The sequence below is a fragment of the Kosakonia sp. N21 genome (assembly GCF_050587465.1).
Classification (GTDB): Bacteria; Pseudomonadota; Gammaproteobacteria; order Enterobacterales; family Enterobacteriaceae.
This window is the reverse complement of sequence record NZ_JBOBHR010000003.1, coordinates 601,295-628,235: the sequence shown is the minus strand read 5'-3', so window position 1 is coordinate 628,235 and position 26,941 is coordinate 601,295. Positions and strand designations below refer to the sequence as shown.

The 26,941-nt window shown below is 56.0% G+C and carries 20 protein-coding genes; 9 read left to right on the top strand and 11 right to left on the bottom strand.

The features are described 5' to 3' along the window. Positions 1–60: 60 nt before the first annotated feature. From glnD to ACQ3G7_RS10065, 3 genes are all read left to right on the top strand, one after another. Complete coding sequence (gene glnD / locus ACQ3G7_RS10075) at positions 61–2,736, top strand: bifunctional uridylyltransferase/uridylyl-removing protein GlnD (protein WP_263098003.1); 2,676 nt, start codon at positions 61–63, stop codon at positions 2,734–2,736. A gap of 33 nt (positions 2,737–2,769) precedes the next feature. After that, entirely contained in the window at positions 2,770–3,594 is an 825-nt protein-coding gene (dapD, locus tag ACQ3G7_RS10070; protein ID WP_061497581.1) for a 2,3,4,5-tetrahydropyridine-2,6-dicarboxylate N-succinyltransferase, read from the top strand. Between the two features lie 122 nt (positions 3,595–3,716). Beyond that, positions 3,717–4,106: a DUF3461 family protein gene (locus ACQ3G7_RS10065; protein WP_017457991.1), complete on the top strand. Its 390-nt coding sequence runs from the start codon at positions 3,717–3,719 to the stop codon at positions 4,104–4,106. 59 nt (positions 4,107–4,165) lie between these two features. On the opposite strand, the gene cdaR is transcribed toward ACQ3G7_RS10065, so the two are convergent. From cdaR to dgt, 3 genes are all read right to left on the bottom strand, one after another. Next, positions 4,166–5,323, bottom strand: a complete 1,158-nt coding sequence (cdaR, locus tag ACQ3G7_RS10060; protein WP_263098004.1) for a DNA-binding transcriptional regulator CdaR — start codon at positions 5,321–5,323, stop codon at positions 4,166–4,168. A 160-nt stretch (positions 5,324–5,483) separates the two neighbouring features. After that, positions 5,484–6,920, bottom strand: coding sequence for a serine endoprotease DegP (gene degP / locus ACQ3G7_RS10055; RefSeq protein WP_263098005.1), 1,437 nt, complete (start codon positions 6,918–6,920; stop codon positions 5,484–5,486). A gap of 139 nt (positions 6,921–7,059) precedes the next feature. Next, positions 7,060–8,574 (bottom strand): dGTPase, encoded by a 1,515-nt coding sequence (gene dgt / locus ACQ3G7_RS10050; RefSeq protein ID WP_430889706.1) that lies wholly within the window; start codon positions 8,572–8,574, stop codon positions 7,060–7,062. 106 nt (positions 8,575–8,680) lie between these two features. On the opposite strand from dgt, the gene mtnN reads away from it, so the two are divergent. From mtnN to ACQ3G7_RS10035, 3 genes are read left to right on the top strand one after another with little or no spacing between them, the layout of a single operon-like run. Beyond that, entirely contained in the window at positions 8,681–9,379 is a 699-nt protein-coding gene (gene mtnN / locus ACQ3G7_RS10045) for a 5'-methylthioadenosine/S-adenosylhomocysteine nucleosidase (RefSeq protein ID WP_263098007.1), read from the top strand. Beyond that, positions 9,372–10,172, top strand: coding sequence for a vitamin B12 ABC transporter substrate-binding protein BtuF (gene btuF / locus ACQ3G7_RS10040; RefSeq protein ID WP_430889705.1), 801 nt, complete (start codon positions 9,372–9,374; stop codon positions 10,170–10,172). Before mtnN ends, btuF begins: the two co-directional genes overlap by 8 nt. 13 nt (positions 10,173–10,185) lie before the next feature. Further along, positions 10,186–10,809 (top strand): TRIC cation channel family protein, encoded by a 624-nt coding sequence (locus tag ACQ3G7_RS10035; RefSeq protein WP_263098009.1) that lies wholly within the window; start codon positions 10,186–10,188, stop codon positions 10,807–10,809. A 48-nt stretch (positions 10,810–10,857) separates the two neighbouring features. Here the strand turns inward: ACQ3G7_RS10035 and erpA are convergent, their stop codons facing one another. Continuing rightward, a complete protein-coding gene (erpA, locus tag ACQ3G7_RS10030) occupies positions 10,858–11,202 on the bottom strand; it encodes an iron-sulfur cluster insertion protein ErpA (RefSeq protein ID WP_023480429.1) in 345 nt (114 codons plus the stop codon). 82 nt (positions 11,203–11,284) lie between these two features. Continuing rightward, complete coding sequence (gene clcA / locus ACQ3G7_RS10025) at positions 11,285–12,694, bottom strand: H(+)/Cl(-) exchange transporter ClcA (RefSeq protein ID WP_430889704.1); 1,410 nt, start codon at positions 12,692–12,694, stop codon at positions 11,285–11,287. A 172-nt stretch (positions 12,695–12,866) separates the two neighbouring features. On the opposite strand from clcA, the gene hemL reads away from it, so the two are divergent. Beyond that, positions 12,867–14,147 (top strand): glutamate-1-semialdehyde 2,1-aminomutase, encoded by a 1,281-nt coding sequence (gene hemL, locus ACQ3G7_RS10020; protein ID WP_430889703.1) that lies wholly within the window; start codon positions 12,867–12,869, stop codon positions 14,145–14,147. Positions 14,148–14,186: 39 nt separating this feature from the next. On the opposite strand, the gene fhuB is transcribed toward hemL, so the two are convergent. The 6 genes from fhuB to hrpB form a co-directional block, all read right to left on the bottom strand. Further along, entirely contained in the window at positions 14,187–16,169 is a 1,983-nt protein-coding gene (gene fhuB, locus ACQ3G7_RS10015) for a Fe(3+)-hydroxamate ABC transporter permease FhuB (protein ID WP_430889702.1), read from the bottom strand. After that, positions 16,166–17,056 (bottom strand): Fe(3+)-hydroxamate ABC transporter substrate-binding protein FhuD, encoded by an 891-nt coding sequence (gene fhuD / locus ACQ3G7_RS10010; protein ID WP_430889701.1) that lies wholly within the window; start codon positions 17,054–17,056, stop codon positions 16,166–16,168. Before fhuD ends, fhuB begins: the two co-directional genes overlap by 4 nt. Continuing rightward, positions 17,056–17,853: a Fe3+-hydroxamate ABC transporter ATP-binding protein FhuC gene (gene fhuC / locus ACQ3G7_RS10005; protein ID WP_430889700.1), complete on the bottom strand. Its 798-nt coding sequence runs from the start codon at positions 17,851–17,853 to the stop codon at positions 17,056–17,058. Before fhuC ends, fhuD begins: the two co-directional genes overlap by 1 nt. A gap of 47 nt (positions 17,854–17,900) precedes the next feature. Beyond that, positions 17,901–20,105 (bottom strand): ferrichrome porin FhuA, encoded by a 2,205-nt coding sequence (gene fhuA / locus ACQ3G7_RS10000; RefSeq protein WP_430889699.1) that lies wholly within the window; start codon positions 20,103–20,105, stop codon positions 17,901–17,903. A gap of 262 nt (positions 20,106–20,367) precedes the next feature. After that, a complete protein-coding gene (gene mrcB, locus ACQ3G7_RS09995) occupies positions 20,368–22,899 on the bottom strand; it encodes a bifunctional glycosyl transferase/transpeptidase (protein WP_430889698.1) in 2,532 nt (843 codons plus the stop codon). 115 nt (positions 22,900–23,014) lie between these two features. Then, complete coding sequence (gene hrpB, locus ACQ3G7_RS09990; protein WP_430889697.1) at positions 23,015–25,444, bottom strand: ATP-dependent helicase HrpB; 2,430 nt, start codon at positions 25,442–25,444, stop codon at positions 23,015–23,017. Positions 25,445–25,526: 82 nt separating this feature from the next. Between hrpB and thpR the strand changes: the two genes are divergently transcribed. Together thpR and sfsA are read left to right on the top strand one after the other, a co-directional pair. Beyond that, positions 25,527–26,057, top strand: a complete 531-nt coding sequence (thpR, locus tag ACQ3G7_RS09985) for an RNA 2',3'-cyclic phosphodiesterase (protein WP_263098018.1) — start codon at positions 25,527–25,529, stop codon at positions 26,055–26,057. 15 nt (positions 26,058–26,072) lie between these two features. Then, complete coding sequence (gene sfsA, locus ACQ3G7_RS09980; RefSeq protein WP_430889696.1) at positions 26,073–26,777, top strand: DNA/RNA nuclease SfsA; 705 nt, start codon at positions 26,073–26,075, stop codon at positions 26,775–26,777. Positions 26,778–26,941 lie beyond the last annotated feature (164 nt).

Here is a 26,941-nt window from a genome sequence, read left to right as displayed (position 1 = left end):
TCTGACTATCTCTTTTACTTTGTTTTGTTAGTGATCCTCACTCCACACGGGTGGTTAATAATGAGCAATACCTTGTCAGAACAATTCGTCAACACCGTCAAACCCACCCTTCCCGGCCAGCCTGAGTACCCTGGCGTCTGGCCCCAGGACGCGCTGCAGTGTGCGGGGATCAAAGCCCATATCGACGCCTTCCAGCAGTGGCTGGGGCATGTATTTGATGCCGGTATTTCCGCCGAACAACTGATTGAAGCACGTACCGAATTTATCGATCAGCTGCTGCAACGCCTGTGGCTGGAGTACGGTTTTGGCGATATCAGCGACGTCGCGCTGGTGGCGGTTGGCGGCTATGGCCGCGGTGAGCTGCACCCCTTGTCGGATATCGACCTGCTGATCCTCAGTCGCCACAAACTGCCCGATGAGCAGGCGCAAAAGATTGGCGAGTTGCTGACACTCCTCTGGGACGTAAAACTGGAAGTGGGTCACAGCGTGCGCACGCTGGATGAATGCCTGCAGGAGGGGCTGTCGGATTTAACCGTCGCCACTAACCTCATTGAATCACGCCTGCTAATTGGCGACGTGGCGCTGTTTCTTGAGCTGCAAAAGCATATTTTCAGCGACGATTTCTGGCCTTCGGAAACGTTTTTCCCGGCGAAAGTGGCCGAGCAAAATGAGCGTCATCAGCGCTACCACGGCACCAGCTACAACCTTGAGCCGGACATTAAAAGCAGCCCCGGCGGCCTGCGCGATATTCACACCCTGCAATGGGTGGCGCGTCGCCACTTTGGCGCAACATCGCTGGATGAAATGGTCGGCTTCGGCTTCCTCACCGAAGCGGAGCGTAATGAACTGAATGAGTGTCTGCATCTGCTGTGGCGCATCCGTTTCGCCCTGCATCTGGAACTGAACCGCTACGATAATCGCCTGCTCTTTGATCGCCAGTTAAGCGTCGCCCAGCGCCTGAACTATATTGGCGAAGGCAACCAGCCGGTTGAGCACATGATGAAAGATTTCTTCCGGGTCACACGCCGTGTCACAGAACTGAATCAGATGCTGCTCCAGCTCTTCGATGAAGCGATACTGGCGCTCACGGCTGATGAAAAACCGCGCCCGATCGATGATGAGTTCCAGCTACGCGGCACGCTGATTGACCTGCGCGATGAGACGTTATTTATTCGCGAGCCGCAGGCGATTTTGCGGATGTTCTATATCATGGTGCGCAACAGCACGATTACTGGCATCTACTCCACGACCCTGCGTCACCTGCGACACGCCCGTCGCCATCTGACACAGCCGTTATGCTACATCGCTGAAGCGCGCTCCATTTTCCTCAGTATGCTGCGTCATCCGGGTGCCGTCAGCCGCGGCCTGCTACCGATGCACCGCCACAGCGTATTGTGGGCCTATATGCCGCAGTGGTCACATATCGTCGGTCAGATGCAATTTGACCTGTTCCATGCCTACACGGTCGATGAGCACACCATTCGCGTGTTACTGAAGCTGGAAAGTTTCGCCAAAGAAGAGACGCGTAATAAGCATCCCTTATGCGTAGAGTTGTGGCCGCGTTTGACGCATCCGGAACTGATTTTGATTGCCGCGCTGTTCCACGACATCGCGAAAGGGCGCGGCGGTGACCACTCCGTACTGGGGGCGCAGGATGTGCTGAAATTTGCCGAGTTGCACGGGCTGAACTCCCGCGAAACGCAACTCGTTGCCTGGCTGGTCCGTCATCACTTGCTGATGTCGGTGACCGCCCAGCGCCGTGATATTCAGGATCCGGAAGTCATCAAGCAGTTCGCCGAAGAGGTGCAAACGGAGAACCGGTTACGCTTCCTCGTCTGCCTGACGGTTGCGGATATTTGCGCCACTAACGAAACCCTGTGGAACAGCTGGAAGCAGAGCCTGTTGCGCGAACTCTATTTCGCCACCGAAAAACAGCTGCGCCGTGGCATGCAAAACACGCCGGATATGCGTGAACGGGTGCGTCATCATCAATTACAAGCGCTGGCGTTGCTGCGCATGGACAATATTGATGAAGAGCAGTTGCATCAGATTTGGGCGCGTTGCCGCGCCAACTATTTCGTGCGTCACAGCCCAAACCAGCTGGCGTGGCATGCCCGCCACCTGCTCGGGCATGATTTAAGCAAACCGCTGATCCTGCTCAGTCCTCAGGCAACCCGCGGCGGCACGGAGATTTTTATCTGGAGTCCCGACAGACCTTACCTTTTTGCCGCCGTATGTGCCGAACTCGACAGACGTAATCTCAGCGTCCATGACGCGCAGATCTTCACCACCCGCGACGGCATGGCGATGGATACCTTTATTGTGCTGGAACCGGATGGCAGTCCACTCTCCGCCGATCGCCACGATGCCATCTGCTTCGGTTTAGAGCAGGCTATCACGCAACACACCTGGCAACCGCCGCAGCCACGACGTCAACCGGCCAAATTGCGTCACTTTACCGTCGACACGGAAGTGAATTTCCTGCCGACCCATACCGACAGAAAATCCTTCCTTGAGTTGATTGCGCTCGATCAACCCGGCTTGCTCGCACGCGTTGGCCAGGTGTTTGCCGACCTTGGAATTTCGTTGCACGGGGCGAGAATTACAACAATTGGTGAACGAGTAGAAGATTTATTTATAATCGCAACCGCCGACCGGCGTGGCCTTAATAATGCGCTGCAAAAGGAGGTGCAACAACGGTTGACAGAGGCCCTCAATCCAAACGATAAAGGGTGATGAATTTTTTACACAGATGGAAAGAGCTTAACAATGCAGCAGTTACAGAACGTTATTGAAACCGCTTTCGAGCGTCGCGCAGAGATCACACCGGCCAATGTGGATACCGTTACCCGTGAAGCGGTCAACCAGGTTATTGCTCTGCTCGATTCCGGCGCCCTGCGCGTCGCAGAAAAAATCGATGGTCAATGGGTCACTCACCAGTGGCTGAAGAAAGCGGTTCTGCTCTCTTTCCGCATTAACGATAACCAGGTTATCGACGGTGCAGAAAGCCGCTACTTCGATAAAGTGCCGATGAAATTCGCCGACTACGATGCAGCGCGTTTCCAGAAAGAAGGTTTCCGTGTGGTGCCGCCAGCTGCGGTTCGTCAGGGTGCGTTTATCGCCCGTAACACTGTACTGATGCCGTCTTACGTTAATATCGGCGCCTACGTTGATGAAGGCACCATGGTCGATACCTGGGCAACCGTAGGGTCCTGCGCGCAGATTGGTAAAAACGTTCACCTCTCCGGCGGTGTGGGAATCGGCGGCGTACTGGAGCCATTACAGGCAAACCCGACTATCATTGAAGATAACTGCTTTATCGGCGCGCGTTCCGAAGTGGTGGAAGGTGTTATCGTTGAAGAGGGTTCGGTTATCTCCATGGGCGTGTATATCGGCCAGAGCACCCGTATTTATGACCGCGAAACCGGCGAAATTCACTACGGTCGCGTACCGGCGGGCTCCGTTGTGGTTTCCGGCAACCTGCCGTCCAAAGATGGCAAATACAGCCTGTACTGTGCCGTTATCGTGAAAAAAGTCGATGCGAAAACGCGTGGCAAAGTGGGTATCAACGAACTCCTGCGCACCATCGATTAAGTCTTTCCCCTCTCCCCTTTCGGGAGAGGGTGACCTGTCCCGCCTTTTTAATACGCGCAGGTGGAAAAAATAGATTTTTTCGTTAATTATTCATAGGTTATGTTGAGCTTAAGGGTACCGCTATGTACGATAATCTGAAAAGTTTAGGCATTACCAATCCCGATGAAATTGATCGTTACAGCCTCCGTCAGGAAGCGAACAACGATATCCTGAAAATCTATTTTCATAAGGACAAAGGCGAGTTTTTTGCCAAAAGCGTGAAGTTTAAATACCCGCGTCAGCGTAAAACCGTGGTCGCCGACGGCGTCGGTCAGGGGTATAAAGAGGTTCAGGAGATCAGCCCTAACCTGCGCTATGTGATTGATGAATTAGATCAAATCTGTCAGCGCGATCGTACCGAAGTGGATCTGAAACGTAAGATCCTTGACGATCTGCGTCACCTTGAAAGCGTGGTCACCAACAAGATCAACGAAATAGAGTCAGATCTTGAGAAGTTAACGCGCGGGAAATAACCGTGTTGCGCTTACCCGGTCTGCGGATGCGTTCCACGGGCCGGGTAAGAAATATCAAATCAACGCTGTTCGTCTAATTGCAGCGCCACATACAGCAGCAGCCTGTCATCGAAATTCCCTAAATCCAGCCCGGTCAGTTCAGAGATACGATTGAGACGGTATTCCAGCGTATTGCGGTGGATAAACAGCGCTTTGGATGTTGCCAGCGGTTGCACGTTATGGCGAAACCAAGCCGATAAAGTGCGCCTGAGCAGGCCATTGTTGTCCATCGCTTTTAAACGCGACAACGGGCGCGCCAGCTCATTCGCCTGCCAGCCGCCACGTAAACTGTCCAGCAGCACCGGCAACATCAGATCCTGATAGAAATAGCTGCGGCTTTCCGGCATACGCTGTTTACCCACCATCATGGTGGTGCGCGCCGTACGGTATGAACGGGCAATGCTGCCGGGCCCCGTAAAATAGTTGCCAAGTGCAACGCGAAAACGCAGTTGACCGTTCTCTTTCATGCGGGTAATCAGCTGCTCAACGCGCTTGCGATGATCTTCTGCGTCCCAGCGACCAAACTGATTGAGCGCCGGTTTGAGCACCACCATCTCCGTCAACGAGACAATCGCGATAAGATTGTTGCGTTCCGGCGTGGTCAACGCATTCTGCAACTGCTGCAATTCGGCCATCGCGCTATCAACGCCCAGTTGGCCGCTGTCGACTTCCACCACCGCCACCACACGCGGCTGATTTAAATCGATACCCAGTCGCTGCGCCCATTCCGTTAATGCGGGCGTATGCTCTTCCGCCTGGATCAGGTTCATCACCAGCTCTTCACGTAGGCGGCTATCCTGGGCCAGCAGATGCATCAAACGGGATTGTTCCAGCATCATCTCAGCGGTCATGCAGACCAGCTCGCCATATTTGCGCAACGTTTCCGGTTCGCCGGTCAAACCGATAACGCCGACAATTTCCCCTTCCAGTCGTAGCGGCAGGTTGATCCCCTGACGTACGCCATGCAAGTGACGCGCGACGGCATCGTCAATATCCACCACGCGGCCCTGGGAGAGAACTAACAGCGCGCCTTCGTGCAATTCCCCAATTCGTTCGCGATCGCCGCTACCGATGATGCGACCACGTGCATCCATGACGTTAATGTTTGTATCAATGATGCGCATCGTGCGCGCCACGATATCCTGTGCCATTTTGGTATCAAGATGCCAGCCAGCCATGTAACCCTCCCGTGAGCAGAGCCCAAGCATATGGGAGAAAATCATAGCGTGCACTGTGCATATGCACAAAGCAGCATTCAGAAGTATGGAGTTGTGGAAGGCCTCACAAAACAGAAGGGGAGCCCCCCTTCCCCGTATGGAGAAAGAGGGGTTTTGCAGATTACTGCATCAGCAGATAGATGGAGGTATCGCCACGCTGAATATTCAGCGCCAGTACAGAAGGTTTGCCGTCGAGAATTTTGCGCAACTCAGCGATGTTTTTAACCGGCTGCTGGTTGGCGCCGATAATCACATCACCTTTTTTCAGGCCAATCTGCGCTGCCGGGGTATTCGCTTTCACTGCGTTAACCACCACGCCGGCATCTTTGCCTTTGTTGCTCATTTCCGCACCTTCAATACCGCTGAAGATGGTGCTGGAATCCACCTGGTTCTGGCTGCTCTGCTGCAATTCCAGCGTGATATTCACCGGTTTACCGTCACGCAACAGGCCAAGAGCAACTTTGCTACCAATTGGCATCGAACCCACTTCCGCTCGCAGCGCTGCGAAGCTGCTAATCGGTTTGCCATTCAGCGAGGTGATCACATCACCCGCTTTAACACCGGCTTTCGCGGCGGCAGAATTCGGCATCACCTGGCTGACAAACGCCCCGCGCTGGGCATCGACTTTCATCGCTTTCGCCAGTTCGGAATTCAGTTCGGTACCCATAATCCCCAGCTCGCCACGGCGCACCTGACCAAACTCAACCATCTGGCCGGTCAGGTTTTTCACCATATTACTCGGGATGGCAAAACCGATACCGATGTTGCCGCCGTCCGGTGCGAGGATCGCGGTGTTAATCCCGATCAGCTCGCCATTCAGGTTAACCAGCGCGCCACCGGAGTTACCCCGGTTAATCGCCGCATCTGTCTGAATAAAGTTTTCGTAGTTTTCGGCATTCAAGCCGCTGCGGCCAAGCGCGGAAACAATCCCGGAGGTCACCGTTTCACCCAAACCGAACGGGTTACCAATCGCCACCGTATAGTCGCCCACGCGCAGGGCGTCAGAATCCGCCAGCTTGATAGCGGTCAGGTTTTTCGGATCCTGAATCTGGATCAGCGCGATATCGGAGCGTGGATCTTTACCCACCACTTTGGCGTCAAATTTACGCCCGTCGCTCAACTGAACCTTGATGGTGTTGGCGTTATCCACGACGTGGTTGTTGGTCACAACGTAGCCTTTCGCAGCATCAATAATGACCCCGGAGCCCAGCGCCATAAATTTCTGCTGCTGACCGCCGCCGGAGCCATCTTGCCCGCCCTGGCCTCCCTGGCAGAATGGCGAACCCTGGAACGGAGAACCGTCCTGGCAGAACGGCGAATTATCACCAAAGAACTGCTGGAAGTTACGCGGCATACGCGGGGTATTCACCGTCGTGCTGCCTTCTACGTTAATACTCACCACCGAAGGCATCACTTTTTCCAGCATCGGCGCAAGACTCGGCATTTGTTGCGACGAAGTAGCTGAAGATGCTGTTTCCGCCGCCGTAGCCGACAGAGGAGACAGCGCTAAACTTAAACTCAGGGCCAGTGCACTCATTGCTAACGTGGTTTTTTTCATGTGTCTCTATCTCATTACCGATTAACGCAAACAAACTGCTGTGTATGTACCACTCAGAGTCGATTTATAGCCTGAAGTTCCGGGGTGCCGTTTCGGCAAAAAGTAAAAATTTATTGTCGTTCTTTACAAAACAACGGGGTTATTCCACCGCCATCAAACGACGATATTCATCCCAAGAATATAAATCAGTCATACCGCTGATATAATCCTGAATCAATCGACAACGATGATAATACTCCAGCACCGGATACTCCGCCGAATCGGGCGATAATTTACTGACCGCCTCTACATACGCTAATCGATGACGCGTCGACAGTTTATGAAACAGGCGCGATGCGATCGGAAAGCGGCGCAGACGCTCTTTTTCCACCAACTCAGTAAAATCCGCCAACGATAATTGCAACAACGGGCGGTAAATATCCAGCAACCCACTGATGACGCGATAACCCTGTAATTCAAGCTGCTCGACATCCGGGTGGCTGAATACATGTTTAATGGCGACATTTTTATATAATTCAAGTAGCTGACTGAAACCGCTATCATCTTCCAGCAACGCATGGTTGAATTCGCCGCTGAAGATTTGGGGCAGGTTATCAATAAAACGCTGTGCCGCGTAAGGCACCAGCTTATTAAGGGTATTGACCCGCAGATACATAAAAAATTGGTCTTCTGCACTACGACGCATGGAATTCACGCGGGATTTATCCCAGGCATTTTCGACCACCTGAGCAAACAGCGAACCTTTTTCATGCGCTCCCCAGGCATCATAAAGATGCTGGTAAAGTTGTTCCGCCGTGAAAATACGTTTTTCCACCGCATCTTCCAAATCGGCGACACAATAAGAAATATCGTCGGCGGCTTCCATTATCCACGTCAAAGGGAAGCGGCTGTAAGTATCCAGGTTTAATTCTTTACGTAAGCGCGCAACATAGGCTTCTTCGCTGAAATAATAACCCGGCTTTTTCATTAAATAGCTGTGCGACGCCGGAGGAGAACCCACCCACCACGCAGGGCGCGTATATTTTAAAATGCAGCCAACCTGCGCCCAGGTCAGGTTCATTCGCATCAGCGTGTGCACAAGGCGGATCCCCTGCGCGTTTCCTTCAAAATGGCTTAAATCCTGGCGAACTTTCCTGCGCAGCGCGTTTAACCCATCTTCGCCCTCATGCAGGCGCAACACCGCCACCTCACAGCGATCGTCCGACAACGGTTGACCAAGCGCATCTTCCGGCGCCAGTCGCTGGTGGAACCAATCATTAATTGCCGCCTCGCCAAAATGCCCGAAAGGCGGGTTGCCAATGTCATGCATCAGGCACGCCATTTCAACAATGCTTTCAAACGGTCCGGTCAGTTCATCCAACCCGTAGGTTTCCAGCAACGTCAGTTCTTTCAGGCGGCTAAGGATTTCTTTGGCGATATAGCGTCCCACCTGCTGTACTTCCAGTGAGTGGGTCAGACGCGTACGTACCGCTGCATTGCGCTCCAGAGGAAAAACCTGCGTTTTTTGCTGCAACCGCCGAATGGCCGGGGAGTTGATGATGCGCCCGCGATCGCTTTCAAAAATACGCAGGATTTCACGCTCGGTTTTCACGCCCTGCGGCGAACGATAACGGCGGCGCCAGTTTATTTTGTTGCGAAAGTCGATCTCTGCCATTTTCTCTCCTGTGCGAAGCGTCACGGGATATCATGCAATTGTGTATGCCATGATAGACTATGCCCTGAAAACGTAATTCTGTCTTATCACATTAGCGAGTATCTCCATGAAAATTGGCATTATTGGTGCAATGGAAGAAGAAGTGACGCTGCTGCGTGACAAAATCGAGAACCGTCAGACCCTGAATATTGGCGGGAGCGAAATCTACACCGGTACGCTGAATGGCACTGACGTCGCACTGCTGAAGTCGGGCATTGGCAAAGTCGCGGCTGCGATGGGCGCAACGTTGCTGCTGGAGCGCTGCCAGCCGGATGTGATTATCAATACAGGCTCTGCGGGCGGTCTGGCGCCAACGCTGAAGGTAGGCGATATCGTGGTGTCTGATGAAGCGCGTTATCACGATGCCGACGTGACCGCTTTCGGTTATGAGTACGGTCAGTTACCGGGCTGCCCGGCGGGCTTTAAAGCCGATGATAAACTGATTGCCGCCGCTGAAGCCTGTATCGCACAACTGGATCTGCACGCCGTGCGTGGTTTGATTGTCAGCGGCGATGCCTTTATCAACGGTTCAGTGGGTCTGGCGAAAATCCGCCACAACTTCCCGCAAGCTATCGCCGTTGAAATGGAAGCCACCGCCATTGCGCATGTTTGCTATAACTTTGGCGTGCCGTTTGTTGTGGTTCGCGCCATCTCCGACGTGGCGGATCAACAGTCGCACCTGAGCTTTGATGAGTTCCTGGCCGTCGCGGCGAAACAATCCAGCCTGATGGTGGAAACCCTGGTGCAGAACCTGGCGCGTGGTTAATCGTTCACTCGGGGCGCTTGCCGCCCTGCTTATTCTGCTGCCGGCGTGGCTGTTCGCCGCGCCGCGCGTGATTTCGCTCTCACCGGCTAATACAGAACTGCTGTTTGCCGCGGGGATTACGCCTGTCGGCGTGAGCAGCTATTCCGATTACCCTCCCGAAGCCGCACATATTGAGCAAGTCGCCAGCTGGCAGGGCATCAATCTCGAACGCATCGTCGCATTGAAACCCGACATGGTGCTGGCGTGGCGCGGCGGCAACACCGAGCGGCAGGTCAATCAACTGAAGCAGTTTGGCGTTACCGTGATGTGGGTGGATGCCATCACCATCGAACAAGTTGCACAGACGCTGCGCGCGCTTGAGCCCTACAGCCCGCATCCAGAGCAGGCCCGGCGAGCGGCGCAACAGCTTATGGCGCGTTATGACGAACTGAAAGCGCGCTATGCAAACCAACCGAAAAAACGCGTGTTCCTGCAATTTGGCGCACAGCCGCTGTTCACCAGCGGGCAAGGTTCGATTCAGAACGAGGTGCTGGAACTGTGCGGCGGTGAAAACATCTTTGCCGCCAGTCGCGTGCCCTGGCCGCAGGTCAGTCGCGAGCAAGTGTTAGCCCGCCAGCCGCAGGCGATTGTGGTTGCCGGAGAGACGCGTGAAATCCCCAACATCGAACAGTTCTGGCATAGCCAGCTCGATATACCGATTATTTCTCTCCACAGCGACTGGTTTGAACGCGCAAGCCCGCGTATTATCCTCGCCGCTCAACAACTCTGTACTGCCCTTGCGCAGGTGAAATAACCGGGGAATTCACATGCTCGTCTACTGGCTGGATATTATCGGCACTGCCGTGTTTGCCATCTCAGGCGTCCTGCTTGCCGGGAAATTGCGGATGGATCCGTTTGGCGTGCTGGTGCTCGGCGTGGTTACCGCCGTCGGCGGCGGGACGATCCGCGATATGGCGCTGGCGCACGGGCCGGTATTCTGGGTAAAAGATCCCACCGATCTGGTGGTCGCCATGGTGACCTGCATGCTGACCATTGTGCTGGTGCGTCAGCCGCGCCGCCTGCCGAAGTGGATACTCCCCGTACTGGACGCCGTAGGTCTGGCCGTGTTTGTCGGGATTGGCGTGAATAAGGCCTTTCTGGCCGAAACCGGGCCGCTGGTCGCCATCTGTATGGGCGTGGTCACCGGGGTGGGCGGCGGGATAATCCGCGATGTTCTGGCGCGGGAAGTGCCAATGATCCTGCGTACTGAAATTTACGCCACTGCCTGTATTGCTGGCGGCATCGTGCATGCGACTGCGTTTTACTTTTTTACCGTTCCACTGGAAACGGCCAGTATGCTGGGTATGGTGGTCACGCTGGTGATTCGCCTGGCGGCTATTCGCTGGCATCTGAAGCTACCAACGTTCGCACTGGATGAATCGGGCCGATAACAAAAAAGCCGTGTCAATGACACGGCTTTTTTATACCTGCCGGGTTCGTTAAATACTGAACGAAGAACCGCAGCCGCAGGTGCTGGTCGCGTTCGGGTTGGTGACCACAAAGCGGGAACCTTCCAGGCCTTCGGTATAATCGACCGAACCACCCACCAGGTATTGCAGGCTCATGGGATCAACCACCAAGCCAACGCCCTGTTTCTCAATGGTCATATCGCCATCGTTGATTTGATCATCAAAGGTAAAACCATACTGGAAGCCGCTGCAACCACCACCGGTGATGTAGACACGCAGTTTCAGGTTTGGATTTTCCTCGTCTGCGATCAGGCTTTTTACTTTGTTGGCTGCTGCATCGGTAAACTGCAGCGGCAACGCTACGTCATCACTCATGTCTTGCTCCCATTGCTACTGCGATCTGGGCAAATAGTAACCCGATCATTTTTGGCTATTATCCAATACGCTATTAAATCGTTCAAGTATTCTCCCGCCGCGACGCATCAATAGCGGCCGCTTCCTGCCTGGCAAGTGTACGTGCCAGGATGGCGGAGTAGAGCGGTTTACCGCCAAGGAACTGTGCTAACAGTGTCGCACCGAGACAGGTGATGATCATTGGCAGAATAAGCTGGTAATTGTCTGTCATTTCCAGAACCAGCACGATCCCGGTCAACGGCGCACGCAACGAAGCCGCCAGTAACGCGCCCATACCAGCGACGGCAAATGTTGCCGCATCAAGTTGATAGTGTGGAAAAAGGTCCGCGCTCGCACTGCCGAAGGCCATCCCAAATACCGTGCCCAGCGACAGCATCGGGGCAAATATTCCCCCCGGCGCGCCCGAGCAGAAACAAAGCAGCGTCATGGCAACACGGATCAAAAAGAGTAATAGCAACGCCCCGACAGTATAGTTCCCGGCTGCCGCTATCGGGATCAAGGCAAAACCCCCACCGGAAAACGCCGGAGCAATCAAACCCAGCACGCCACAAGCGCCACCGATAAGCCCACCGACCAGCACCCAGCGAGTCGTCTGGCCGCCGTGAATACGTTGAAAAAGATCCTGAGTACGCAGCACCAGCGTATTAAACAAAGGCCCTACGCAGCCAAAAATCATCCCCAGCACCAGATAGAGCCAGAGCGTGTTGACCGGCGCATTACTGAGTTTGCCTACATCAATGACCGCGGCTTCGCCATTAAACAGGCGAAACACAATGCTCGACATGATCACACCGGTGAACACGGCTTTAATGGAGATCAGGTTGTAGTGAAACTGGGAGCGCATCTCTTCAATAATGAAAAGGATCCCAGCCAATGGCGCATTGAACGCGGCAGACAGACCTGCCGCTGCGCCGGTCGCCAGTAACGTATGGCGCGCCTCTGCGCTGCGCATTCGGAACAGATCCGCCACCATGCGGCCAATATTCCCGCCAATCTGCACCGTCGGACCTTCCCGACCAAGCACCATTCCTGCGCCGAGCGTCCCCATACCGCCGATGAATTTGACCGGCAGCACGCGCCACCAGCGTACCGGACGTAGCTCTTCCAGCGCGCCTTCAATCTCCGGAATGCCGGAACCTCCGGCCTCCGGCGCAAAGCGGCGAACCAAAAAATACCCCACCATCGCCAATAGCGCGGAGCCAATGAATGCCAGCGACCAGACCCGCCACGCGCTATCCGCCACCTGGGCCAGTGCACCTGTGCGGGTGTTGATGACGAAATTGACCGCTTTTTCAAAAGCAACGCCCACTAACCCGGTCAGCGTTCCCGCGACGGCAGCCATAACCAATATCGCCAGCGGCGTTTTATCGCGTTGCAACAAGTGACGCAAAATATCTCTGCGACGCCGACGTTCCACTTGCTGCTGTTCAAATGAGGAGGTTTCAGGAGTCATAGATAAGAAAAGATAATACAAATACAGCGGGCATTGTAACGAACCGGGGTGCCCGCGTCGCGGCTAAAATCCCTGCAAAATATGTCATTCCACTGGCCAGGGCGTGCATAACCTTCCTGTAATCACATAGAATGGCGGGCATTGATTTTTCCACCAACCAGGAATTGAAAGCATGAGTAAGTCTGAAAAACTCTATAACGCAGCGCGTGAGCTGATCCCGGGCGGAGTCAACTCGCCGGTGCGCGCCTTTACTGGCGTGGGTGGTACGCCGCTGTTTATCGAGCGTGCTGACGGCGCTTATTTGTACGATGTCGATGGTAAAGCCTATATCGATTATGTCGGCTCCTGGGGGCCAATGGTGCTGGGGCACAACCATCCGGCCATTCGCAATGCGGTAATTGAAGCCGCCAGCCGTGGACTGAGCTTTGGCGCACCGACCGAAATGGAAGTCAAAATGGCTGAACTGGTGACGGAGCTGGTGCCGACGATGGATATGGTGCGGATGGTGAACTCCGGTACGGAAGCGACCATGAGCGCGATTCGCCTGGCGCGTGGCTTTACCGGTCGCGATAAAATCATCAAATTCGAAGGCTGCTACCACGGGCATGCGGATTGCCTGCTGGTAAAAGCCGGATCCGGCGCGCTGACGCTGGGCCAGCCGAACTCACCTGGCGTACCGGCGGATTTCGCCAAACATACCCTCACCTGCACCTATAACGATCTCGCCTCCGTGCGCGCCGCCTTCGAACAATATCCGCAGGATATCGCCTGCATTATTGTTGAGCCGGTAGCAGGCAATATGAACTGCATTCCGCCGCAGCCGGAATTCCTGCCAGGCCTGCGTGCGCTGTGCGATGAGTTTGGCGCGCTGCTGATTATCGATGAAGTGATGACCGGCTTCCGTGTGGCGTTGGCCGGGGCGCAAGCGTACTACGATGTGACGCCGGACCTGACCTGCCTTGGCAAAATCATCGGCGGCGGCATGCCGGTCGGCGCATTTGGCGGTCGCCGCGAGGTGATGGATGCGCTGGCACCCACCGGCCCGGTTTATCAGGCGGGAACGCTGTCCGGCAACCCGATTGCGATGGCGGCGGGCTACGCCTGTTTAACCGAAGTGGCTCAGCCTGGCATCCACAGCACTCTGACCGAACTGACCACCCAACTGGCCAATGGTCTGCTCGACGCCGCTCAGCAGGCAGGCATCCCACTGGTTGTGAACCATGTTGGCGGTATGTTCGGCCTGTTCTTTACCGATGCGCAAAGCGTGACCTGCTATCAGGATGTGGTGAAGTGCGATGTTGAACGTTTCAAACGATTCTTCCATTTGATGCTGGAAGAAGGCGTTTACCTTGCGCCGTCTGCGTTTGAAGCGGGCTTCATGTCCGTCGCACACAGCGAAGAAGATATCGACAAGACTATCGATGCGGCTCGCCGCGCATTCGCGAAGCTCTGATGTTCTTTTTCCCTCTCCCCACCCGGGAGAGGGAGAATATTAACGGCTCTGCTTTCTCAGCAAATAGATAAAGTACGGCGCGCCAATAAAGGTCGACAGCAGCCCCGCCGGGATCTGATACGGAAACAACATCATCCGCCCGCACCAGTCGGCAAAGACCAGCAACACGCCCCCTACCAGTGCTGAAATCAGCATATGCGGCATCGTGCGGCGAAAACCCATCATCCGTGCAATATGCGGCGCCATCAGCCCGACAAAGCTCAGCGGCCCAATGGTCATCGTCGCCGTGGCCGTTAAAGCCGCAGCCAGCAGCAGTAGCGCAACACGCGATGATGTCAGCGCCATGCCCACTGCCCGCGCGGTATCGCCGCCCAGCGGTAAAATCATCAGCCAACGACGGCACAGCGGCGTCAACGCCAGCAACACTACCATCATCGCACTGGTGCGCCATACCTGCTCACCGGAGGCGTTATAGGTTGAACCGGAAATCCACGTCAGGATCGCCGTCATACGCGGGTCACCACTGGCCTGCATCATCATCAGCAGCATAGTAAACGCCGTGCTTAACGCCATACCGGCCAGCAGCATGCGGTGCGGTGAAAACCCGCCGCGCCCGGCAGAAACCATGATAATCAGTAGCGTCGCCGCTGCCCCAAGACTCCCGGCGGGCATCAGCCAGCCAAAGGCGTTCCCCGGTACGAAAAAGAGCATCAGCACCACGCCAAACGCCGCACCGGAGCTGATCCCCAGTACTTCCGGGCTGGCCATCGGGTTACCGGTCAGGCGCTGAATAATGCAGCCCGCAACCGCCAGCATGATACCGGCGGTCAGTGCCGCGATGATGCGCGGCCAGCGCCATTCCAGAAGGTCATTCAGTAACGTGCCGCTGGCCCAGTGCCAGCTCTGCGCATCCCGACCGAATGCCAGCGCCACCCACATCGCCAGCAACAGCAACACCAGGCCCCCGAAGGCAAACCACGGCACATGCTGACGCTCAGCGGGAATATTATCCCCGGCGTTCATCGCGGGGGCGCTCATGCTGCGCAGGCGCGGCAACAGCCACAGCAGCAACGGTGCGCCAATCAACGCGGTAACAGAGCCGGTGGAGATCTCCATCCATACGCGGGTCAGCAACCAGACCAGTTGATCGGAAAGCCACAAAATCAGCGCACCAATAAGCGGCGACAACACCAGTCGCGCCAGTAAACGGCGCGCGCCGAGCATTTTTGCCAACAGCGGGGCAAACAGGCCGATAAAACCAATAATGCCCACCGCATTCACCAGCAATGCACTGAGTGCAATCGCCAGCGTCAGCGCCGCCAGACGGGCCAGCGACAAGGCCAGCCCGAGATTGCGCGCAACACCATCATCCAACCCCATCAGGGTCAGCGGGCGCAGCAGCAACAGTGTTAATACACCGCAGCCCACCAGTTGCGGCCACAGACGCTGCACCACGCTCCAGTCGGTCTGGGTCAGCGTACCGGTGCTCCATAAGAACATGCTTTGCAACTGATCGTGATGAAACAGCGCCAGCAACTGGTTGATTGCCCCGCAATAAAGACTCACCACCAGCCCGGCAAGGATCAGCGTCACCGGCGATAACCGTTTGCCCCAGGCCACACCAAACACCAGCGCACCCACAGCGCACGCGCCCGCCAGTGCGGCAAACTGCGAAGCCAGCGCGCCCGGTATCGCCCACAATGTGGTGACAGTGATCCCCAGTTGAGCGCCGGTCGCCACGCCAAGCGTGGTCGGTTCCGCCAGCGGGTTGCGCAACACCTGCTGGAACAACACCCCCACCAGCCCAAGACCTGCCCCCACCAGCAGGGAAATCACCAACCTTGGCAGCAAGCTGTAGTGGAATAGCATCTGATCGATACGGTCAATGTCTGGCGCGCGCAGCGCCTCACCCCACTGCGCTCGCGGCAGCGCAATGTTTAAATTGAACCAGCTCAGCCCTGCGGCGATAGCAAACAACAGCGCCAGTAACAGCGCCGGGAAAAGGGAGAGACGACGACTCATGCCTTGCCTCCCAGCGCATTGTCCAGCACCCGGGTAAAGTGCATCGCTGACAGCGTCGCGCCATAAAACCAGACAGCCGGAACGCGCTGGAAACGACCGGCGCGCACAAAGGGCATCGCCTGCCACAGCGGTGTCGCCATCAGCTTGTTCATATCCTGGTCATTACTGTGATCGAAACAGAGCACATCCACGTCTTTGTATTCCGCCAGCCTGTCGATACCAACCGCCACACTGCCCCAGAAGCTGGTTTCACCGTGCCAGGCATTACGAATGCCAAGGCTATCAAGCACTTCCTGAAACAGGCAGTTCGGACCAAACGCCAGCACATGGCGGGGATCCAGCAGCGTGATCATCAGCAACGGGCGGTTGCCACGGCGGGCAAAATGCGGTTTTGTCCCGTCTATCAACGCATCAAACGCATCCAGATGCGTTTTCGCAGCCGCTTCCCTGTTCAGCAACTGCGCCATCTCGTTAAGGGAGTGACGCGCCATAGTGAGCGGTTTTTTGCCATCGCTGAAGGTGAAACCGCGCCCCGGCGCAATGCGCGCCAGTTTGGTTTCTGACGGGCCATAGCCTGCGGACCAGACAAGATAAGAGGGCTTCATCTGCGTCAGCAGTTCAAGATTCGGCTCTGTACGCAGCCCGATATCGATCACCGAGTCAGGCAGTGCGGGTTCGTTAACCCACACGTTGTAGTCATGCACATCCGCCACGCCATAGGGCGCAACGCCGAGCGCCAGCAGTAGCTCAACGGGTAGCCATTCGAGGGCAACGATACGGTGCGGGTCGACAGATGCCGCCTGCGCGTTGCGCATGTTCCACAGTAAGGGAGAGAACGCCATCGCCGTCAGCAGGCGGCGACGGCTAATCTGAGGTAATTGGGCCATTAGTAAACAAAACTCACCGGTGCGGCGCCGGAAGGATGCGGCAGGATCCCCATCGGGATGCCATAAATGTGTTCAAGCGTGTCGGCACGCATTAAGGCATCCGGTACGCCTTCCGCGATCATTTCACCGCCGCGCAGCGCCACCAGATAATCGCAATATCGCGCCGCCATATTAATGTCGTGCAGGACGGCAACTACCGTGAGCCCACGTTGCTGGCTGAGACGATGCACCAGCGCCAGCACATCAACCTGGTGCGCGATGTCCAGCGCGGATGTCGGCTCATCAAGCAGCAGGCAACGGCTATCCTGCGCCACCAGCATGGCGATCCACGCCCGCTGGCGTTCACCGCCAGAAAGGCTGTCGACCAGGCGATGCGCCAACGGTTTCAGCCCAACCAGCGCTATCGCTTCTTCCACTTTTTCCCGGTCAGCAATGCCAAAACGCCCTAACGCGCCGTGCCACGGATAACGACCAATCGCCACCAGCTCACGTACGGTCATCCCTTCCGCCTGCGGCAGTTGCTGAGGAAGATACGCCACCTTGCGGGCAAAGGCTTTGCTGTTCCAGCTCGCCAACGGCTGCTGATCCAGCAAAATGTCGCCGCCGGAAGGTGGCTGATGACGGCCCAACATTTTGAGCAGTGTGGATTTACCCGAACCGTTATGACCAATCAGGCCCGTCACTTTCCCGGCAGGAAAAGTCAGGGATAACGGATGCAATAGTGTGCGTCCGGGCACGCTAAAGCTCACATCATTCAGTTGAAAGGTGGTATCGGGAAGCGTTTTGTTATCCTGCATGGTAGCCAACTTATCAGAGGGCACGGCGAACCGTGCCCGAAGAGAGATTAGAAGCGGAAGGTTGCGGTCGCCACCACCTGACGCTCTGCGCCCCAGTAGCATGCATATTCGCGATAGCAGCTGGAGACGTATTCGCGGTCGAAGAGGTTGTTAACATTCACGCCGACCGAGGAACCCGGTAACCCGATACGCGCCAGATCATATTTCACTGCCGCATCCGCTACGGTATAACCCGCAACACTGAAGAGTTCATTCTCCTGGTTAGTACGGTTGGAATAGATGCTGGAGGTAGAGCCAACATAACGGGCGCCAGCGCCGATAGTGAGCCCGCTGAGCGCTGTCTCATGGAAGGTATAGTCAGCCCAGAGCGAGGCAAGATTACGCGGAACTTCTGCCGGACGTTTTCCTTCGAATACCGTATCGTGCGTATATTTGCTATCGGTATAGCTGTAGGCAGCAGTCACATCGATATTCGCGGTAACAGCCGCTTTCGCTTCCAGCTCAATCCCACGAGCACGGATCTCGCCACCCTGCGTACTGAAGAGGGTATTATTCGGATCCGCCGTCAGATTTTTATCTTTGGTCAACTGGAAGACAGCAGCGGTGACCACCACAGGCATATCTTTCGGCACATATTTCACACCCGCTTCATATTGCTTACCGCGGGAAGGATCGAATGGCTGACCGCTGGCGCTGGAACCTGAAACCGGTTCGAAGGACTCGCTGTAGCTGAAATATGGCGCAATACCGTTATCAAACAGATAATTCAGACCACCACGCCAGGTGAACTGCTGATCATTAATCTCAGCAAGACTTGATGTAGAACGAGTAAAGGTAGACGTTTTTGCAAAATCGTAGCGACCACCAAGGGTCAGCACCCATTTTTTCCACTCAGCCTGATCCTGAACATACAGGCCCGTTTGCTCCTGACGGTTAATCACTGCGTACGGGAAGGTAATCTTGACGTTTGCATTACCATATTGCGGATCAAGCGCATTAATCGGATTGGCGCTACCGTAGTCAGCGCCAATGTCATTACGCATACGCATATAATCGACGCCCGTCAGCAACGTATGGTCAACGCTCCCGGTAGCAAATTTAGATTCCAGCTGGTTATCAACCGTGAAAGTATTCAGGTCTTCATCAGACCGAACGAAGGCGCGATTAATTTGCCCTGGAACAGTTGAACTGTAGCCATCACCGTAAACGGAGCGATAAAGGGTGTGAACACGCGCATAGCGGAGGTTCTGGCGGACAGTGAAAGTATCGTCAAACGCATGAGAGAAGCTATAGCCAACCATCTGCTGACGACGGGACATCTTATTGTCTCGTTCACCTTCATTGAAATCTGTCGACAGCTTGTGAGCGTTACCGTTGGCATCATAGAACGGAACGATGGTACCTTCACGCGGCAGCCAGCCATAGTAGCCGGCATCCGGATCGTTCTGGAAATTACTCAGGAAAGTAAAGTCGGTTTTATCATCCGGACGCCAGCTAAAGGAAGGCGCAACAGCATAGCGCGTCGATTTTGCCATTTGTTGCTGGGCATCCTGACTGCGCCCAAGGCCAGTCAAACGATAAGACCAGACGCCGTTATCATCAATGGCATCGCTAAAATCAAACCCGGTTTGCCACAGATTATCTGTCCCCATTTTGAACTGCACTTCACGCAGTGGGGTCGTTTGCGGGCGCTTAGTCACCATACTGACGACACCGCCCGGATTACTCTGTCCATAGAGAACCGACACCGGACCACGCATCAACTCGACACGCTCCAGGAAATAGGGGTCCATTGAAATTTCAGAGTAGTTATTCCCCTGCAACTTCATCCCATCCAGATACTGATTGGTATTCACGGTTGTGGACGTTGTGAAACCTCGAATAGTGACGACATCATAGGTCGTCGAACTGCCGCGAGTAGAGAAAACGCTGGGGGTGTAACTTAATGCCTCTTTCACCGTACCGGGTTGCTTGATATCCATTTCATCGCGGGTCACCACAGAAACAGACTGCGGGGTTTTCTCCAGCGGCGTATCCGTTTTGGTGGCGGTCGCAGAGTGCTTCGCTGCGATCGTCGCTGCCGGTCCCCATGCGCTCTCTTGCGGAGCGGCGGTGGTGACGGTGATGGTTTCTTCTTTTTGGGTCGTTGCTGCCTGTGCATAAACAGACATGCCGCTAACCGCTGTGGCTACCACCACTGCGATTTTACGCAGCGTGGTGTTGACTGGCTGAGCAGTATTGGGACGCGCCATTGTTTTATCTCTGAATCAATGAGTGAATGATAACGTAAACGATAATTATTATTATGACCGCAGCATAATAGGCGAAGGGTTGCCTGTATAGCAAGCAACGCGCCGTCTGAACGGGCTTAAAGGATGAAGAAATAACCAGATAGAAATGGGGGGTTAAATGGCTATTAATAGGAATTTACTATCGCGTTATCCGGATGTTTTAGATAACGGAAAAGAAAAACCCCCGGCCTTTCGGCCAGGGGTTTGATGGCAATGTCATGGCTTAGTTGCCGCCGAACATCTCTTTGATCCACCCCGCTACGCCATCGCTTTTCTGCTCCTGCTGCGGCGGTTGTTGCGTTGGTTGTTGTGGCTGCTGTTGTGGCTGCGTCGACGAGTCAAACGGGTTACTCGTCTGCGGCTGCATCTGGTTCTGCTGGCACAACGTTTCCGGGCTGGTGGTCCAGACCGGTAGCTGACGTGAACCGCCGCCACCGCAGACAAAGTTGCCCATATCGTCGACGCCCATCGTGGTGATGTCTTCCGGCGGCGTCAGATCTAACGGGATCGGCGACTGGTTTTCCAGGTAGCGCTGATAAATCGCCATTGCGCCGCTGGCGCCATACAGTTTGGTCGGCTGGTTATTGTCGCGGCCTACCCAGGTAATGGTCACTTCACGCCCATCGATACCGGCAAACCAGGTGTCCACGTTATTGTTGGTGGTCCCGGTTTTGCCCGCCAGGTGCAGCCCCGGATACTTCGCGCCAAGCTGACGACCCGTACCACGTTGCACCACCTGCTGCATGGTCCACAGCGTCATATATGCCGCCTGCGCCGGTACTGCACGCTCGGCCTGCGGGAAGCTCTGATAGAGTACCGTGCCATCTTCAGCGATCACCGAGCGCAACGCGGAAAGCGGCGCACGGTTACCCCCGCTGGCGATCGTCTGGAATGCCTGCGCCACTTCAATCGGCGTCAGGTTCAGCGCACCAAGCAGCATCGACGGCATACCCGTCAGCTGATCTTTCGGCGCACCGAGTTTTTCCCAGGTATCCGTCACCGCCGGCAGACCAATCGCCATCCCGAGGTTAACGGTCGGCACGTTCATAGAACGGGTCAGCGCATCCACCAGCATGACCTGACCACTGAAACGGTGGTCATCGTTCTGCGGCGCCCACACCTGGCCATTGGACAGGCGCAGTGAAATCGGCGCATCCGCGATCCACGTATTCAGGCGGTACTGATTCGGCTGGCTTAACGCGGTCAGATAAGTCGCCGGTTTCGCCAGTGAACCAATCGAACGGCGTGCCTGCATCGCACGGTTATAACCGGCAAACTGCGGTGTAGCGCCACCGACCATCGCCCGCACCTCACCGGTAAAGCGGTCTACCACCACCATCGCGGTTTCAAGGTCGGTCAATTTGCGCTGTTTGATCAGCGCCGGAATGCCATCAACTGCCGCTTTTTCGGCAGCATCCTGCGCCACGGAATCAAAGGTCGTAAAGATCTTCACGCCGGAGAGATCTTTCACTTTGTCGCCCAGTTTCGCCTGCAGCTCCTGACGCACCATCTGCATAAACGCCGGCTGCGGTGAAATCACCCCGCCGCGCGGCTGCACGCCCAGCGGACGGGCGCTCAGCATGTCATACAGCTCCTGGTCGATCACATTCTGCTGTTGCAGCAAGCGCAACACCAGATTGCGGCGTTCCAGCGCCAGTTTCGGGTTGCGCCACGGGTTGTAGACCGACGCCCCTTTAACCATCCCAACCAGCAGCGCCTGCTGATCAAGACTCAACTCTTCCACCGGACGACCAAAATAGTACAGGCTTGCCAGCGGGAAACCGCGGATCTCGTTATCACCGCTCTGACCCAGGTAAACCTCGTTCATATACAGCTCAAGGATGCGATCCTTGCTGTAACGGGCATCCATGATCAGCGCCATATAGGCTTCGTTAGCTTTACGCCAGTAAGAACGCTCGCTGCTGAGGAACAGGTTTTTCACCAGTTGCTGGGTCAGCGTACTCGCCCCCTGCACGGTGCGGCCTGCCGTCAGGTTGGCCAGTACCGCACGGCCAATGGAGTAGAAGCTAATGCCATCGTGTTCGTAAAAATGGCGGTCTTCCGTTGCCAGCAGTGTATCCACCAGCAGATCCGGGAAGCCATTACGCGGCACAAACAGACGCTGCTCACCGTTTGGCGACGAGAGCATGGTGATCAGACGCGGATCGAGGCGGAAGAAACCGAACTGGCGGTTGCTGTCCATGTTTTCGATGGTTTCCAGACGATCACCATCAAACGTCAGACGCGCGCGCACCTGCCCTTCTTTACTGTCCGGGAAATCAAACGGACGGCGGATCATCTCAATGCTTTTCGCCTGCACCGTAAACTCGCCGGGACGCGTCATCTTCGTCACCTGGCGGTACTGCGTGGCTTCCAGCAGTTTCACCATCTCGTTTTTACTGACCGCCATATCCGGTTCAAGGTTGACCATGCGACCATAGACCGCTGCTGGCAACTGCCAGACTTTGCCGTCGATACGGGCGCGGATCTTTTGATCCAAATAGACGCCATAAATGGCGCACAGCACGGCAAGGACAATGAAGATTTTAAACAGCAGCCAGAACCAACCGCGTTTTCCCCGGGGCTTCCGGCCTTTGCCTCTTCCTTTTTTCGGCATCGGTTCTTCATCCTCATCGTCATCATCTTCGTACTCGTCATACTCCTCTTCCCGGAGTCGACGACGACTGATCTTCTCTTTTGCCGGACGCGCTGGTTTCCCTTTGCGTCCAATTGGCTCGCGGTCATTCCCCGCCATGCTTTACTCTCCGCAACTTTCAGGCGCAAGGGCCTGATTCTCAGCTCTTCTGCACAAAGGCAGAAGAAGAAATCTCTCAATTTTCACCCGCGCCGGGCGGTAAACGTTGACCGGCTCAGGAGTACTTTTTCGTCCGCCGCGTGGGGGCGGTATTGGCCGGATCGTCCGGCCAGAGATGTTTCGGGTAGCGCCCCTTCATCTCTTTTTGCACATCGCGCCAGGAACCGGCCCAAAATGCCGCTAAATCACGGGTAATTTGCAGCGGTCGCTGCGCAGGAGAAAGCAGCTCCAGCACCAGCGCCACGCGCCCCTGCGCAATGGTGGGTGTGGTGGCTTCGCCAAACATTTCCTGAATGCGAACCGCCAGCACCGGCGGATTATCCTCATGATAGCGAATGGCTATCCGGCTTCCGGTCGGCACAGTGTAATGCCCAGGCAGCTCACTATCCAGCCGTTGACGTAATGACCACTGCAACAGGGTTTGTAATGCTTGCGTAACATCCAGCGCTTTCAGATCGCGCAACGAACGGATACCGCCCATGTGCGGCAGCAGCCACTGCTCCAGCGAGTCCAGTAACGAAGCGTCATCCACTGCGGGCCACGCCTGCTCCGGCAGCCACTTCGCCGCACAGTGTAATCGTAAACGCAACTGTTCAGCTTCCGGCGTCCAGTTCAGCACCTGCAGCCCTTTATCACGGATGCCATTGAGCATCGCCAGATGCAATTCTTCTTCCGACGGTTTTGCCAGCGGCTGCACTTTTACCGTCAGTTGCCCTATCTGGCTCCGGCGGAACGCTTTTAACGTGCCTTGCGCATCGTCCCACTCAATGGTGTCTGACTGCTGCAATAAGTGCGGGCAACGGGCAATCAGCGCGTCGATATCCAGCGGCAGCGCCAGCAGAATACGGGCATCCGGCGACTGACTCCCCTGCAACAGCAGCGGCGCAATCAGCCATTCATGGCGGCCCAGCGCATCGTCGGCGTCCAGCGTGGCGCCCATACCGTTCGCCAGTTGATAACGCCCCTGCTGGCCTCGCCTGTGCGCAATACGATCGGCAAAGGCGCTGGCCAGCAGCGGTGCCAGCGCATCGCTGTCCGGTTCACCAGCATGGCTTTTCAACCGCCGGGCAAGCTGCCGTGCGCGCTGCTGCCAGTTCGTCTGTTGGCGCGCGAACGCGATGCTGAGATCGCTATTTCCTGCGCGCGGCGGCTCTTCAAGAATGGCTGCCAGCTTCGCCGCAGTGGCAATCTCATCATCACCGTTCGCCGAAGCCAGCATTGCCGCCAGGCGCGGATCGTTACCGAGCGCAGCCATCTTCCGGCCTGATGCCGTTAAACGCCCTTCCTCCAGCGCCTGCAGCTGTTTCAGCAGCTTACGAGCCGCAGCGAGATTTACCTCAGGCGGCATATCCAGCCAGTTGAGCCGGGCGGGATCCTGGCATCCCCACAGTAATAATTCCATCAACAAGCCGGACAAATCGCTGTTGAGTATTTCCGGACTGCTTTGCGCCGCGGCGCGTTCCGCCTGCTCTTTGCCCAGCAAGTGCAAACAAATTCCAGGTTCAAGACGGCCTGCGCGTCCGGCGCGCTGCGTCATCGAGGCGACGCTGATACGCTGCGTGATCAGCCGGGTTAACCCGCTACGGGCGTCAAAACGGGCGACGCGCTCCTGCGCGCTATCTACCACCAGCCGTATGCCTTCAATGGTCAGACTGGTTTCGGCAATATTGGTCGCCAGCACCACTTTTCGCTGCCCGGTCGGGGGCGGCAAAATCGCTTTACGCTGTTCGCTTAACGGCAGCGCGCCATACAGCGGGCAGAGCACGACATCGCTGCCCACGCGGGAAGCGAGCTGCTCCTGAACGCGCAGGATCTCACCTACGCCCGGTAAAAACAGCAGCAGAGAACCCGGCTCGCTGCGCAACAGCTCGGCGGTCGCCTGCGCCACCGCTTCGTCAAAACGCTGATGCGCCGGCAAGGCCAGGAAGCGCTGTTCAACCGGCCAGGCGCGCCCCTGCGAAACAACGACCGGCGCATCCGGCAACAGCGCCTGCAAGCGCTCGTTATCCAGCGTCGCGGACATCACCAGCAACTTGAGGTCATCACGTAGCCCCTGCTGAACATCCAGCAGCAACGCCAGAGCCAAATCGGCCTGTAAACTGCGCTCGTGAAATTCATCCAGTATCACCAGCCCCACGCCGCTCAGCTCCGGATCGTGCTGGATCAGGCGCGTCAGGATCCCTTCGGTGACCACTTCCAGCCGCGTGTCTGGCCCCACGCAGGTTTCCGCCCGCATGCGATAGCCAACCGTTTCTCCGGGTTTCTCATCAAGAAGTTCCGCCAGCCGCTGCGCAACATTGCGGGCAGCGAGACGACGCGGCTCCAGCAGCAAAATACGCCCCTCAATAGCGCCCTGTTGCAGCAATTGCAGCGGCAGCCATGTGGATTTCCCTGCCCCGGTCGGCGCGCTCAATAGCACCTGGGGCGCGCGTTGCAGCGCAGAAAGGATATCGGGAAGAACAGCGGCGACCGGCAATAAGGACACAAAAGCTCCTGAGGGTTAACATAGAACAGCGCAGTAGTATACCATCGCCGCAAACCATTACCGAGCCATTACCGGGGAGCGCATGTCCGAATCCAAAAGGCTGTTTTTTGCCATTGAGTTACCCACCGGGATCCAGACGCAGGTGGTGCACTGGCGCGCGCAACACTTTCCGGCTGATGCAGGGCGACCCATCGCCGCCGCCAACCTGCATCTGACGCTGGCGTTTCTCGGTGACATCAGCGCGGAGAAACAGCGGGCGCTGGAAACGCTTGCCGGGCGCATACATCAGCCTGGTTTTACGCTGACGCTGGATGATGCAGGACAGTGGCTGCGATCGCGCGTGGTCTGGCTTGGTGCGCGTCAGCCGCCGCGCGGGTTGCTACAGCTGGCAGATATGCTTCGCGCGCAGGCTTCCCGCAGCGGTTGTTACCAAAGCCCGCAGCCTTTCCACCCGCATATCACGCTATTGCGCGACGCCGGTCAGGCGGTGACCATTCCGCCGCCGGGTTTTCGCTGGACCTTTCCGGTCGAAGCGTTTGCGTTGTATGAATCGCAGTTTATCAACGGGCGCACCCGTTATACGGCGCTCAATCGCTGGGCATTAAAAACATAACAATAAGGATTTGCTATGCAGTTTTCCCCGCCGCTAAAACCCGCCACGCTGATTCAGCGCTATAAACGATTCCTTGCCGATGTGATTACGCCAGAGGGTGAAACGCTGACGCTGCATTGCCCGAATACCGGCGCAATGACCGGCTGCGCCACACCTGGCGACACGGTCTGGTATTCCACATCAGAAAATCCTAAACGCAAATATGCGCACACCTGGGAATTAACGCAAACTCGGCAAGGGGTGTTTATTTGCGTCAACACGCTGCGCGCAAATACGCTGACCAAAGAGGCGATCCTCACCGGAAACCTGCCAGAACTGACCGGCTATAGCGCGCTGAAAAGCGAAGTAAAATATGGTGCGGAACGTAGCAGAATTGATTTTCTGCTACAGGCGGATGATCGCCGCAACTGCTATATTGAAGTGAAATCGGTCACGCTCGCCGAGCAGCAGTCAGGTTTTTTCCCGGATGCGGTCACCCTCCGGGGTCAGAAGCATCTGCGGGAGTTAATGAGCGTGGCGGCCAATGGCGATCGCGCTGTCATCCTGTTTGCCGTCTTGCACTCAGCCGTTGAACATTTTTCTCCAGCGCGCCATATTGATGAGGAATACGCACGTTTGTTGAATGACGCACAACGTCAGGGGGTGGAAATTCTCGCTTATAAAGCGGAACTTTCTGCCGATAACATCACTCTGAGTTTGCCGGTGCCTTTCACCGTTTAGAGGCAGGCGTTTGACTAATAAGTGTTCTGGTCGCGTGCGCAAATACGCTTTTCTTCACAGGGTTGTCAAGTGTTACGTTTAGATATTTGCCATCCGGAAAAGCATCTGTTATTTATAGCGGCCTGATTTTTCCCCCAACCGGGGATCGATAGTGCGTGTTAAGG

What these genes read in the sequence shown, in the direction of transcription:
- mrcB (WP_430889698.1), bottom strand. Translation starts at nt 22,899, where the DNA reads ATGGCGGGGAATGACCGCGAGCCAATTGGACGCAAAGGGAAACCAGCG.
- glnD (WP_263098003.1), top strand. Translation starts at nt 61, where the DNA reads ATGAGCAATACCTTGTCAGAACAATTCGTCAACACCGTCAAACCCACC.
- fhuA (WP_430889699.1), bottom strand. Translation starts at nt 20,105, where the DNA reads ATGGCGCGTCCCAATACTGCTCAGCCAGTCAACACCACGCTGCGTAAA.
- ACQ3G7_RS10065 (WP_017457991.1), top strand. Translation starts at nt 3,717, where the DNA reads ATGTACGATAATCTGAAAAGTTTAGGCATTACCAATCCCGATGAAATT.
- fhuB (WP_430889702.1), bottom strand. Translation starts at nt 16,169, where the DNA reads ATGAGTCGTCGTCTCTCCCTTTTCCCGGCGCTGTTACTGGCGCTGTTG.
- hemL (WP_430889703.1), top strand. Translation starts at nt 12,867, where the DNA reads ATGAGTAAGTCTGAAAAACTCTATAACGCAGCGCGTGAGCTGATCCCG.
- thpR (WP_263098018.1), top strand. Translation starts at nt 25,527, where the DNA reads ATGTCCGAATCCAAAAGGCTGTTTTTTGCCATTGAGTTACCCACCGGG.
- ACQ3G7_RS10035 (WP_263098009.1), top strand. Translation starts at nt 10,186, where the DNA reads ATGCTCGTCTACTGGCTGGATATTATCGGCACTGCCGTGTTTGCCATC.
- fhuD (WP_430889701.1), bottom strand. Translation starts at nt 17,056, where the DNA reads ATGGCCCAATTACCTCAGATTAGCCGTCGCCGCCTGCTGACGGCGATG.
- fhuC (WP_430889700.1), bottom strand. Translation starts at nt 17,853, where the DNA reads ATGCAGGATAACAAAACGCTTCCCGATACCACCTTTCAACTGAATGAT.
- degP (WP_263098005.1), bottom strand. Translation starts at nt 6,920, where the DNA reads ATGAAAAAAACCACGTTAGCAATGAGTGCACTGGCCCTGAGTTTAAGT.
- dapD (WP_061497581.1), top strand. Translation starts at nt 2,770, where the DNA reads ATGCAGCAGTTACAGAACGTTATTGAAACCGCTTTCGAGCGTCGCGCA.
- cdaR (WP_263098004.1), bottom strand. Translation starts at nt 5,323, where the DNA reads ATGGCTGGCTGGCATCTTGATACCAAAATGGCACAGGATATCGTGGCG.
- clcA (WP_430889704.1), bottom strand. Translation starts at nt 12,694, where the DNA reads ATGACTCCTGAAACCTCCTCATTTGAACAGCAGCAAGTGGAACGTCGG.
- erpA (WP_023480429.1), bottom strand. Translation starts at nt 11,202, where the DNA reads ATGAGTGATGACGTAGCGTTGCCGCTGCAGTTTACCGATGCAGCAGCC.
- mtnN (WP_263098007.1), top strand. Translation starts at nt 8,681, where the DNA reads ATGAAAATTGGCATTATTGGTGCAATGGAAGAAGAAGTGACGCTGCTG.
- dgt (WP_430889706.1), bottom strand. Translation starts at nt 8,574, where the DNA reads ATGGCAGAGATCGACTTTCGCAACAAAATAAACTGGCGCCGCCGTTAT.
- sfsA (WP_430889696.1), top strand. Translation starts at nt 26,073, where the DNA reads ATGCAGTTTTCCCCGCCGCTAAAACCCGCCACGCTGATTCAGCGCTAT.